The sequence below is a fragment of the Faecalicatena sp. genome (assembly GCF_058819085.1).
The window spans coordinates 66,993-80,170 of the sequence record NZ_JBZUUL010000020.1; the positions used below are offsets into that span (position 1 = coordinate 66,993).

The window sequence follows — 13,178 nt, forward strand, 5'->3', positions numbered from 1 at the left end:
CTCCTTTAAAATAATGCACTCTCTTTATGATGTCTGCGTACTACATAATTTGCTGCTATAATCAATACAAATCCAACTACTGACTGATACAGACTTGCTGCACTGGACATTGCATAATCGCTGTTCTGCATCAATGCCTGATAGACATATACATCAAGTGTTCTGGTTACCGAATACAATGGTCCGCTGTTTCTCGGTATCTGATAGAACAGTCCGAAATCTGAACGGAATACCTGTCCAATAGCAAGAATGAATAAAGTAATCATTGTCGGCTTTAGCAGCGGCAGAGTGATATACTTAATCTGTTTCCATTTCGTAGCTCCGTCTATCTTTGCCGCCTCAAAATAATCTGCACTGATTCCCACAATAGATGAGTAGTAAATAATCATGCTATATCCCACATTCTTCCATGTATTTACAAGTGTAAGGATCAACGGCCAGTATTTTGTATCCTGATAAAAATTGATACTTTTTAATCCCAGAGCATTCAGGATCCCTTTGTTAACCAATCCCGTCTCTCCTGACAGAAACGCATATGTAAGATAACCTATAATAACCCAGCTCATTAGATATGGCAGAAGAATAAATGTCTGATATGTTTTAGATGCTCTCTTTGATACAATTTCATTCAGGAAAATAGCCAATGTGATTGCCAGCACAGTTCCTACAATAAAGAAGACTATATTATAAAGAATCGTGTTCCTTGTAATCGTCCAGGCATCCTTTGTTGCAAAAAGGAATTTAAAATTTTCAAATCCACACCATTCGCTTCCTAAAATACCTTTACTGAAATTCAACTTTTTAAATGCTATGATAACGCCAAACATTGGCATATAATTATTGATTAAAAGATAGATAAGTCCCGGCAGTACCATTACATAAAATGGAATGGCATGTTTCCAGTTGATCTTCTTTTTTTCTTTTTTTACTCTTTGTTTTTTTACTGAGCTGACCATGTGAAGCCTCCTTTCTAAAAATCAGGGCTGGCAAATCGCCGCCCTGATCATCAATATCTACTGTTTAGCTGCCCATTCATCAAGCTGTTTCTGCTGTTCTGCTATGATCTTGTCCATACCGGCTGCTTTTAAGGCTTCAATAAATTCCGGAAGTGCTTCTTCAGGATTAATCGCGCCACAGTTTAAGCTTGGAGTGTACTGTTCTATTACCGTATTTACCGCTGCGACCTCAGATGTGACTGGTTCCTGATCAAAGTAATATCCAAACGCAGGAGACTTTCGATCCTCTGGCATTGCATCATCCAATGCCTGTTTTTTTTCTCCATAATTAATCGGCAGCGGATCAACAGCCGGCCACTCCAGTACATTTCCCCAGATACCATATGGCATATAATACGGAAGTGACTGGACATCATCTGCCAGATACTTAATCTGTTTCAGACCATCCTGCTCTCCTACGACCTCATATTCTTCCCCTTCAAGACCGAACTCTATGATCCATGCGGCTTCCGGATTCTGATAGATGTAGTTTAATGCCTGCATTGCTTTTTCTGGGTTTGCACTAGTAATCGGAATGCTCCACTGAATCACAGCCCCTCCATTATAAGCACTGTACCGCGGCACCATGTCCAGACATACCAGCTCGCTTCCGATCGTTCTGTCATATTGAATCATATCCTGAGGGGTTCCCCAATAGCAGACTCCAAGATAATTCTTCTGTGCCACAAGCGTATCCGGTGCCTCTGTCGTAACTGCCGCATCAGGTGCAAGATATCCCTTCTGTGCCCATTCATACCTCATCTCACAGTATTCTTTATACTCTTCTGTTTCAAATAAATTATATACTGTCAGGTCATCAAAACTGCGGTTCAGCATCAAAACTCCAGTTGCCAGTGATCCCCCGATTTTATCGTATTCCATATATCCATAGTTCATAGGCTCTGGCGTTGTATTCCATGGAACATCACAGTAAAAGTTCTCTCCCTCTCCGGCCTTTACGATTTCAAAAATTTTTTCTAATTCATCTGTTGTATATATTTTGTCATCTGTCCATCCAGTCACTTCTGCAAGATTATACTTATCCCAATATTCCTTCTTGATTAAATACCCATATTCATTTCCGATCACATCTCCGGTACATACACCATAGGTCTGTCCATCATATCCGCACATCTCTTCTGTGTGAGAATGTTCCAGAATATCCTGCCCATATTCATCAAGCAGATCATCCAGCGGATGGATCAGACCTTTTGACACTACATTTCCAATGCTCGTAAATGCTGACAGCATAATATCCAATTGTTCCCCTGCAGATACTTTGAGTACAGCGTCATTCTGTGCTTCATTTAGGCTCACCGGTTCGAAAGTCACATGAACACCGATATCCTTTTCCATCATTTCGTTCAGGGCATTTTCCATTTTTATGAAACCTTCGCCTGAGGTATCCATCGTTGTAGGATACTGCCAGATCACCTCCGTGATGTCACCATCGGATGTTCCCTTCTTATCCTCTTTTTCTGAATCTCCTTTTCCTCCTCCACATCCTGTTAGCAGAGAAGCTGCCATAGTCAGACAGACCATTAATGATACGACTCTTTTCCTCATCCTTTTCTACCTCCCGTAAATCGGTTCTTTGTTATGGCATTATTATATAAATTTGTCCCTGGGAGAACCATACTCTTTTCAAACCTCGGGAACCTCAAATCAAACCTTTTAAATCTGCTGGTTAGATTTCTTCATATACTCTGTAGGACTACATCCATAGTACTTCTTAAACATATTGCTAAAATTAGAGTATGCATGGTATCCGACCTGCTCTGCCACAATATTTGCACTCAACTGCCCTGATTTCAACAGCTCTGCCGCTAGCTTCATGCGCTCCTCATTGATATACTGGCTCACAGAAATCTTCATTTCCTTCTTGAATACTCTGTTAATATATACCGGATGCATATAGAACTGGTTTCCCAATTCATTGACAGTAAGCTCCTCATTGCCCAGATTATGTGCGATGTAATTTACGATCTCTTCTACTATTTCCCTGCCTGTTTTTTTCTTTCCATACTGCTGCACTGCATAATCCACCTGTTCCTGTACGACCCTTTTGCCATATTCCTGCAGTTTTAAAGCCTCACGGGTTTCCTGGATCCGCCTGACTACTTTCAGAACCCCTTCCCCGATTTCTTCATATCGGGCTGGAATGAGAATATAATCCTGACAGTTCAGGGTGATTGCTTCCTGTGCATAGGAAAACTTCGGATGACAGGTCAGAAAAATGCATTCGATGGGCAGATCCTCATTCCTTACCCATCGGAGCAGTTCTATTCCGTTATCTCCCGGCATCTCAATATCACATAACATAATATCAACTGTCTGACTCTGTATCACCGTTTTTGCCTGTTCAGCATCATACGCAGTATAGACTTCGCCAATCCCATAATTCTTCCATTCGATATCTGTCTTCATCGTTTCTGCTGTCAGTATTTCATCATTTATAATCAGTAAATTCATTCCTCTACCTCCATATCATATGGAAAACTGATTCGAAAGTCTGTACCCTTCCCCTGTTCAGAAGTCACCTCAATTTTCGCATTTTCTCCATAAAAATACTTTAATCTTTTTAGTGAATTATATAATCCCAAATGCTCAGACTGATTCTCCGGCTTGAATTCGCCACAGAACATTTTCTGATTTCTCTTCAACATCTCCGGACTCATGCCATTGCCATCGTCTCTGATATCAAATATTATGGTCTTATTTTCATATCGGCCTGTAATCTGTATATGCAGTACTTCCTTCTGCTTCACTCCGTATTTCACAGCATTTTCCACAAAATTATGTATAAGCAGCGGCGGCATTCGGATAAAGTCTATCTCCGGATCCAAATCATATTCCGCTTCTATCCTTCCAAAGTATCGTATAGATGCCATTTTTACATATCCTTTGATCAGTCTGAGTTCATTCGTAAAAATCTCCAGTTCTTTTTCACTGCGGAAAATATAACGGAAGTAATCAGATAGATATAATACTGTCTCCTGAATCATAGCATTTTCTTTTCTCTGGGATAGTGTAAAAATCAAGTTAAATGTATTTAGAAGAAAATGTGGCCGTATCTGCAGCTGCAGATTCCTCAACTCCATCTTCTGTTTCGAGATTTCTTTTTCGTAGCTTTCTATTTTCAGCCTATTTAAGTTATCAGCCATCTTATTAAAAGAAGTATATAACTCCATATACTCTGCTGCCGTTGTCTTATCTTCAATACGATACTGTCCTTTCCCTTCTTCTATCTGTCTATGAGCATAGTTTACCCTGCCCAGCGGGCGAATCAGTATTTTTTTGAGGATCATATATAGAATCGGTATCAGGATCAGATACAGGATGGTCATAGACTGCAAAAGCCTTTGGGCAAAGGAGACCTTTCCTAATACCTCTTTTCTGCTGATTTCTATATTTAAGTAAATATTCTTTACATTAGAGCAGACTGTAATCTGATCCTTCTCATTTGAATTCACCATACCTTCTGTGAGATTTACTTGTGTATCAGTATACTCTATACTCTTATGCACCTCATCTGGAAATGTGTTCAAACGAATGACACAGCCATATAGCATCTTAGTTTCTGATGTCAGAAACATCAAATACTTTTTACCGCTCCACTCATAAATATGCCACCCTAAAGGATACTTTTTTTCAGGATATTCTGACAGCATCTCTTTAATATGTGTTACCATCGCGTTTCCGCCGTCAGCATTTCCGTATATAACTGCATCTTTATTTCCCGTATAATCATAGAAATATCCATCCGCCCCATCTGTCATCTCTGCCATATTACGCAGTTTATAGTAAAACTTCATCTTTGATTCCTGATATTGATAGCTATCAACATTCTTTACTTTGATACGAATACAGTCTTCATCCTTTGTCGTAAAATATGAGAGCAGCGATTGGGCATTTTTCATTCTTGCATTTAATTCCTGCATTTTGTAATCTGCTATTTTCTGGCTATTGAACTCTGCCTGTTCAATGATGGTATTTCTTGCATTATTCATATAGATCATGGATACGATATTTAATGGAAGTACCAACGCTATGATGATTAAAATAACTCTTGTGGATACGGAATTTAATATACGGACTGTTTTTTTCATATCTTCCTCCCAAATTCTCCTATCGTTTGCAGCCTCCATGTAACATTTGAGGAGTCAAAACTGATCTTCTTAATTTGATTCGCTGTTTCCCTGATATCGTTAAATCGATTTTATTATACATCGCCAAACAGGACAGTATCAACAAAAGCGGGAAATCACTCTCCCGCCTTTTTATCTCCTATTCATTTATTTTTCTTATGATATCAGCATATCAGTAATTCTATTTTCCCCGCGATGCAGCTTGATCTCGTTTCCATCTGTTTTCACAAATTTCCCATCCATCCCTTCCGGCAGTGTGATCTGGTAATTCCACTCTCCATTTTCCTTATGATAGTCAAACCGTATCTTCCCTTTCGGTGTCACCGCTTCTCCCTGCAGATCAGACAGATATTCCATATGAGGACGGACACAGACAGACTTCCAGCCTGGTTCTGACGCACGGATCCCGGCCATAACGCAGACCATCTCATAGAGCGGCAGCGCACTCCAGGCATGGCACTCACTTCTGCCGTTCTCCGGCTCCTCCGGGCAGGCCGTACATCCCTGGGAAGGCAGTGCTGCCCAGCGCATCATATTCTCCTTCGTCTCCCCGTAAAGCCCGGCCGTTTCCATGGCACGGAACCATTCATATGCAGTGGAAAATGAGCATTGGATGACATCTTCCTGATCCATTGCATTTTTTAAGATCTGCTTCGCTCTCTCCTTTTTCTCCGCCCCATTTAGGACAGCCCACGCCTGTGCATGCTGGGTGTACTGCTCAAACTGTGGTCCTTCGCGGTACATGCCTCGTTCTTCACTCCAGCAAAGATGATGGATCTGCTCCACGATCCGGGTCTGAAGGTTTTTGTAATCCTGCGCTATTCCCGGATGTCCTGCCGCCTCGTGCAGGTCTGCCGCACACTTTAATGCATACCCGAACATCAGGTTGATGATCGTGGATGTTCCCTTCAAAAGTGCGGCCGGTCTTCCTGCATACTCATCCCACGCAGCCTGCCAGTCTACGAATTCCCAGTAACCCAGCCTGCCGACAAGTCCATCCTCTCCGATCCTGCGCTCATAGTATCCGATGATTCCGTCCACATCGGGCAGATACTCTTTTACTGTCTTAACTTCTCCTGTCTGCCGGTAATATTCCAGCAGCATAAAGATATAATGCAGGGAAAATGTAGAGATCACCTGCCGGTATGCGGAAGGATACCGCCCCTGGATCAGACCACATGGCAGCTTCGAGGAATGAAAATCCTCCAGCGCTTTTCTTGCCAGACGGGTATCTGTGCTTACTGCATAATTGAACATTGCCTGCAGTCTGGTGTCCATCGGGTACTGCATCTGCTCATAATACGGACAGTCCATATATGTCTCCAGCATACAGTTTTCCAGTGTATGCAGACACAATTTCCACACCTCTTCCACCCAGGCTTCTGAGGATGTGATCCAGGATTCTGTATGAAGAGGATACCCGGTCCTCAAAAACTTCGGTGCAGCTATCGTCACAGCCTCCTGATCTGCCCTGATCCGAATCCGGAGGAACCGGAAGGTGCGGTACCAAAACGGCTCATAACAGACTTCGCCGCCCTTTAAGATCACCGTATCTGTCAGCCCGATGATCTTACCATGTTCGGCATCGTCTCTTCTGATCTTGTCCGTCTCGCTCATAAATTTCTCAAAATAAGTGATGGATACTTCCGCGTTCTCCCCTCCCTGAAAGAAAAAAGCAGGATAACCATTCTTGATACGCCCCGCATCCAGCAGGATCACCCGTTCTTCCCCTGGATTCACAAGGAAAGCTCCGGTCTTAAGAATCCCGGTTTTTTTGATGCAGGAGGTCTCCAGCTCTTCCTCAAAGGAATCTTCGGTCTCATACATAAGCGGGATCGTCCGTTCACAGAGCAAAAAACGGGGAAGAAATCCAAATCTCTTCGTAAAGTCTGTATCTGCCGCATTCTCTCTGTTTTCTGCACGGCACCATGTTCCGGCATCATACTCTTCTTTTTTCCAGTCAGAGGGTGTCTGATGCAGATCGATTTCCTCACAGATTGCCCCCATATTGATCAGGATCTCATTTGATTTCAGATAGAAGCTTCCATCCAGATAGACTCTCCAGTCAGCTTTTCCTGTTGTTACCGTCTGCATGACCTTTCCATCCTGGTCACAGATATCTCCCTCCATCACCAGACGGTGTCCTCCTGCCGGGGTCAGGACCCCGATGATGGATGCCCGTTCTTTCGTGATGTCATCCGCCGTATCTGGATTGCAGTATAAAACCTGTACAGCCAGTATATTTTTCCCCGGCTTTAAGTAATCGGTCAATTCCACTGTATCATAATAGCAGCGGTCTTTATCCCCCTTACATGGTCCTGATAAAACTGCTTTTCCATTCACCCATAAACGATACCGGGAATTTGCTGTTATATCGACTTCAAGTTTCCCCACCTCTGTAAGCTCCACCTCTAAACGGTAATATGCAAATCTGCCTGTCAGGTCTCCCTCCAGGATATGACATCTCTCAAGTTCACCGGACGGTACCCCGATCCATACTGCCTCTTTCCACATGTTTTGTTCCTCACTTTCTATGGCAAATGTGACTCTGCGTATTTCTATAAAAAGCACGCCTATGGCGCTATGCCCTGTATGGCACAATCCGTCTGCGCACTTCTATTAGCCCTATCATACAAGAGATCTTCCGGGCAGGATATCTCTCATTTTGCGAAAAGGGATACAGATTATTCTTTTCGACAGCTGCCTCTGTGCTTACTATGTTAAAAGATTCCTGAGAGAAGTCCATTCCGATTTCAAACTTTATATTGCTTAAAATAAACCTGCTTCTGCTTTCAAAGACGGGACAGAGTAAAAAACAGACGAAAGAATCTCTCTTATGATTCCTTCGCCTGTTTCATATCCGGTTAGTATATTGATTCTGTCTCGTTTTATCTGCCAGGTATTTAAGCTTCCTTCGGTTCAAAGAAATACTGTCTTGTTACGATCGCGGTCGCCCCTATATAGTATATCTTCCGGCTTAATTCTGACTTCTGGATATATTCTTCTGTATAACTGCTGTCATACTGCTGGCAATATTCCATAAAGATCTTTCTTATGTCTTCATTTTCAAGCATGAATCCAAACAATATCGTGCTGTCTGGCGCTAAGATCGTCATCATATTTACAATCGTGCGGGCCATACGCTCAATACTCTTATGAAGAATCTTTACCACCTCTTCATCAGACAGATCCAGATCACTGTTATTTTCCGCCCACTCCGTAAAATGATCTTCAGATATCTGGTCGATATCTCCCCCTGTCTTCTCATAGAGACGCGGTGTCTGCTCCTTTGAATAGATAGAGCGGATCCTCTTGATGATCGCCTGTGTCGAGACCTTTGTTTCCAGACAGCCGCGTCTTCCGCAGTGGCAGGGCTCTCCGTTCGGCTCTATGATATAGTGGCCGATCTCTGCTGCCCTGTGGTCTTTCCCTTCATAGATCTGGTTCTGGGTGACGATCGCAGATCCAACACCCGGTCCCCATTTGACAAATAAAAGATTCTCCCCGGTGCGGCCTGCTCCATACAAAAGCTCACCCTCTGCAAATGCCTTGATGTTATTCTCCACGATCACCGGACAGGACATATTCTCCTGCATAATATCCCGGATCTTTACTTCCTCTTTCCATATTCCATAGGCATGAATACTGATGCCCCGCTTCCGGTCGACGATTCCGGGAATACAGATCCCCATTCCAAGTACGCTGCGCTGTTCCTTCTCATTCTCCCAAAGAAGTACCTTGCACTCCTTCTCGATCAATTTCAGGAAATCTTTTGGAGCAATCGTCTTATCCGTTTTCATGATTTTCCCATTGATCAGATTTCCCTTTAGATCACAGATGGAGATATAAGTCTTCTTGCTCTCGATACTGACTGCTGCAACGCATTTGCATCCATATGCAATATCCACGAGGATCTTTTTGCGTCCTGCACGCCTCTCCTCCTGCATCTCGCCTTTTTCCTGAAGGATTCCTTCCTCTATCATCTCAGTACAAAGTACTGTCACAGTTGCAGGTGTCAGACCTACTTCTTTTGCAATGTCCTTTCTGGACATTGCGCCTTTTCGATTCAGCAATTTCAAAACTGTGGACTTATTTCTGATTTTTACATTTTCAAGATTAATGCCTGCCTGTCGTGCCATTTAAATCTTCCCCCATCGAACGAATCTTATTTCTCCGGTATTCTGATACATTACAATAGAATTATATCATGGAACAGAATAAATTAAAACTAAAAACCAATTATTTACTCCCCTCTGACAACGCTGCAATAGCAGCCAGAACCTATAATGCCTTTTTATAGAGCTCTATGATGTCTTTTTCCGTTGTCTGTCTCGGATTAGCCGGTATATTTCCACTTAGCATAGCGTCCTTCGCCATTGCCGGGATCATCTCTTCTGTTACCCCTACCTCGGAAAGTCTCTTGGGAATCCCAAGATCTCTGTTCAGCTTTCTTAACTCCTCAACCAGCATCTGCGGCCTAAAGCTTTCTTTCGTATAAGCCCCCTCACTGATATAATTGTAGATCACCTCATACCTCCCATGGTCCGCCAGTGCATTATACTCCATCACGGTTGGCAGCAGGATCGAGTTCGCCACCCCATGCGGAACATTGAAGTATGCGCTGACCGGATGACTCATTGCATGAACATTTCCCAGCCTTGCCCATGCAAAGGAGATTCCTGCAAAATTGCAGCCCGCCATCATGGCACATGCAGCCTCTTCATCTTTCCTGTTAGCCACGAATCTGCGGATATTCTTCCCGATCAGCTCCATCGCTTTTTCGGCCATTGCATCGGAAAATGGGGATGCATTAGTCGAAATATACGCCTCGATTGCATGGATCAGTGCATCCACACCGCAGGAGGCTGCGATGGATGCCGGTGAAGTCATGATCAGCTCAGGATCAAGGACCGCATATTTGGGCAGGTTTTCATAGCTGAATACTGACAGTTTATAATTTCTGGACTCGTCTGTGATCACCGCCGATGCTGTCACTTCACTTCCGGTCCCGGCAGTGGTCGGGATCGCGATCATAGGAACGATCGGTCCCGGCACTTTATGATTGCCTTCGTAATCGGTTATCTCCCCGCCATATTTTGCAAGCACACCGACTGCCTTTGCCACATCCATGGAGCTGCCCCCTCCAAGCGCCACAATACTTGTTGCCCCGCATTCCTTGTAAAGTGCAGTCGCCTCATTTACAATTGTGACAGTCGGATTGGGAATGACATCCAGATAAGAGGTGCATTTTATCCCCCCTGCTTCGATAATATCCCGGATCTTCTTTACAACTCCGATCTTTTCTAATCCCCGGTCAGAGATCAGGCAGACGTGGTCCGACTGATTCTCTGCCAGGATATCCGGCAGCTTTTTCAGGCTTCCCATTCCAAACTGAATATTTTGTGGTATTTTAAAATTGAACTCTTTCATTTTACTTCTCTCCTCTTAAAATTGCGGATCCGTTTTCCATCTCTCTTTTGAACCCCTCTAAAAATGCAGCTCTGTACGCTGAATCAGATCTTTCTGCAATGGTTTTCCAAGTTCTACAAAATATGCACTATAGCCGGCAACACGTACAAGCATATCCTTGTAATCCTCCGGCTTCTTCTGTGCCGCACGCATGGTTGCCGAACTCATGATATTGAACTGAACATGCATCGGCTCTTTCGACATATATTCGTCAATGAAACTGATCAGGTTATCTCTTCCTTCCACACCTGCGACCGCTTCCTGTGAAAATTTCAGGTTCATAAGCGTGCCGTTCGTTGCAAGACTGTGATCTACCTTGGCAAGAGAGTTTACGATCGCTGTAGGACCTTTCAGGTCATGAGACCCTCCGTCCGTATGTACCGGCCCCATATTATCGGAAATGGCTTCCCCAGCCTTTCTTCCGTCCACCGACGCATTGGTGTTCATTCCCATTGCCACGTTTGCATTTACCGAGTATACACCCGGGCTGAACTCCCCGCCTCTGGGGTTTTTCCTTCCCCTGATATGCCTGCAGTAGCACTCAAACATAAATTTAAACAGTTCGTCAGCATAATCATCGTCATTTCCATAGTGATGTACTTTGGAACTATTGACAAGAGCATATAGCTTCTCATAACCTTTCCAATTATTTTTGGCTGCCGAAAGGAGCTCTTCGCCTGTGCAGCGTTTTTCATCGAATACGAGCTGTTTGATCGCGGCCAGTGAGTCTGCACAGGTGGCGATTCCGCTGGCCTGAGGTCCGATCCCGTTATATTTTGCACCGCCTTCTGTCAGGTCCTTTCCCGATGCCATGCTTTCCTCATAAAATGCAGACAGGTATGGGAGTGGTTTGCGGGCTCTGTGCGCATTGTCGATGATGCACAGGCTGCTGCACATCTGGTTCGTCCAATATTCAAACTGTCTGTCCACACTTTCCAGCACTTCTTCAAAGCTCTTATAATCCGCCAGGTTTCCTGTATCCGGTCCGATATGTTTCCCCAGTGCACCACAGCGCTCCCACCTTGCGCAGTGCGGTCCACAGTCCAGACAGCGGCCGCCGTTTAAAACCATCTCCATCATCTTCGCGGTATTCACATATGCCGCATCATGCCATCCATACTCTTTTCCCGGAAGACTGATCTCCACACAGCCGACAACACAGTAATCTCTGGCTTCCCGAAGGGACATTCCTTTTCTCTGCATCCCCTTGATGGCAGGCGCATCATTAAACAGCTTCGGGTGTCCATAGCCGGCACGGATACATTCTACTGTTTTCACCTTTAACTCATAGGGTGTATTTTCATGCATGCGGACACAAACCCACGGGTTCATCATTCGGGTATGCACGGAGCCCTCCAGCATCAGCATAGTCAGATCGTTGGTAGCATCATTTCCGTCCTGGTCCACACCGCCGATGGTAAGGCTCTCTCCGCCGAATCCGCGTCCGTTGCGGACTGCCATGCTTCCTTTATCCTTTAACTTAGTCGGATTGTTCATCTTCACATATTCTACTTCGATCAGCTCAAGGGCAAATTCTTTGGTGATCGTCCCGTTTTTCATATCTGCTTCATAATAAGGATACAGCCACTGATCCATACGCCCATAAGAAATGGAATGACCATTGCTCTCTACCTGGATCAGGGTCGTCGCAATATTGAATAACTGCATCGCCTGCCAGAAGGTCTTTGGCGGACCGCCTGCGATCTGGCGGCAGTTGTCTGCCATCGCATTAAGCTCCTCTTTCCTCTTTGTATCACTCGTCTCTTTGGCACATTTCTCTGCCAGATCTGCATAGCGTAAAATATATTTTTTTGCAGCTTCATGCATGATGATCATTGCCTGGTAGAATTCTTTCTTATCGGCATACTCCGGGTCTCTCATATCCAGCTTTGCCAAATGTTCCTTTGCTTCCCTAAGCAGCCCATCGTACCCCACTCTCATCAGTCTGGCATAATCGATGGCCAGATGCCCTGTCCCGGCAAAATGATAAAGGTTCGTCTGAAAGATCTTCTTTCCCGCCTCTGAACCTTTTATCTGATCCTCATCCAGTCTGGACTCGATCAGGTCTGCAACAGTCCTGCCTTCCCAATATGCACATAATTCCAGGATCTCCTGCCTCTCTTCCCTGCTTCTGATATAGAACTGATCATGCTCCCTTTCCTCAAACGGAGAGTGGAGGATCTCATCTATGATCCAATGTACGGAGAACTCCGGATAGATCGGAGATGCCTTTGCCGGTGCGGCGATCTCCCCCACGATCAGGTCATCATCATAAATAAATACTTCTGTATTTAGCAGTACATTTTCAAAGGCATATGCACACTGTAATTTCCGTGGATATCCTTCGTATTTTTTATATGCTTCTGTGACCAGCCTTAATCTTTCCACATCGATTTCATAAGGACGGTCAAGAAATGTCTGCCGAAGACGATTGACGCGCGGAAAAGGCGACCAGTCCTCGTGGTGTACCTGGTAGCCCAGGCTGTATGTCTTGTCAAAGGGCTCTGTTCCGCATGCATTTGTATGGATTAAGCTCATGAATGTTCCTCCTTTATTCTATTCCAAT

At 44.3% G+C, this 13,178-nt stretch carries 8 protein-coding genes; all 8 read right to left on the reverse strand.

Going from position 1 to position 13,178, the window contains the following annotated elements; genetic code table 11:
• Positions 1 to 5: 5 nt before the first annotated feature.
• Positions 6 to 956 carry an ABC transporter permease gene (locus AC4OGX_RS10270; protein WP_493330288.1) on the reverse strand — a complete coding sequence of 317 codons (951 nt, stop codon included), beginning with the start codon at positions 954 to 956 and terminating at the stop codon, positions 6 to 8.
• 57 nt (positions 957 to 1,013) lie between these two features.
• The gene (locus AC4OGX_RS10275; protein ID WP_493330289.1) at positions 1,014 to 2,561 is read right to left on the reverse strand and encodes an ABC transporter substrate-binding protein; all 1,548 of its coding nucleotides are present in this window, start codon (positions 2,559 to 2,561) and stop codon (positions 1,014 to 1,016) included.
• Positions 2,562 to 2,669: 108 nt separating this feature from the next.
• The gene (locus AC4OGX_RS10280; RefSeq protein ID WP_493330291.1) at positions 2,670 to 3,467 is read right to left on the reverse strand and encodes a response regulator transcription factor; all 798 of its coding nucleotides are present in this window, start codon (positions 3,465 to 3,467) and stop codon (positions 2,670 to 2,672) included.
• Complete coding sequence (locus tag AC4OGX_RS10285) at positions 3,464 to 5,104, reverse strand: sensor histidine kinase (RefSeq protein WP_493330293.1); 1,641 nt, start codon at positions 5,102 to 5,104, stop codon at positions 3,464 to 3,466. Before AC4OGX_RS10285 ends, AC4OGX_RS10280 begins: the two co-directional genes overlap by 4 nt.
• A 195-nt stretch (positions 5,105 to 5,299) precedes the next feature.
• Positions 5,300 to 7,657 carry an alpha-L-rhamnosidase-related protein gene (locus AC4OGX_RS10290; RefSeq protein ID WP_493330294.1) on the reverse strand — a complete coding sequence of 786 codons (2,358 nt, stop codon included), beginning with the start codon at positions 7,655 to 7,657 and terminating at the stop codon, positions 5,300 to 5,302.
• 389 nt (positions 7,658 to 8,046) lie between these two features.
• Positions 8,047 to 9,282, reverse strand: coding sequence for an ROK family transcriptional regulator (locus AC4OGX_RS10295; RefSeq protein WP_493330295.1), 1,236 nt, complete (start codon positions 9,280 to 9,282; stop codon positions 8,047 to 8,049).
• Positions 9,283 to 9,424: 142 nt separating this feature from the next.
• The gene (locus AC4OGX_RS10300) at positions 9,425 to 10,573 is read right to left on the reverse strand and encodes an iron-containing alcohol dehydrogenase (protein WP_493330296.1); all 1,149 of its coding nucleotides are present in this window, start codon (positions 10,571 to 10,573) and stop codon (positions 9,425 to 9,427) included.
• Between the two features lie 57 nt (positions 10,574 to 10,630).
• Complete coding sequence (hpfG, locus tag AC4OGX_RS10305) at positions 10,631 to 13,150, reverse strand: (2S)-3-sulfopropanediol dehydratase (protein WP_493330298.1); 2,520 nt, start codon at positions 13,148 to 13,150, stop codon at positions 10,631 to 10,633.
• Positions 13,151 to 13,178: the final 28 nt, after the last annotated feature.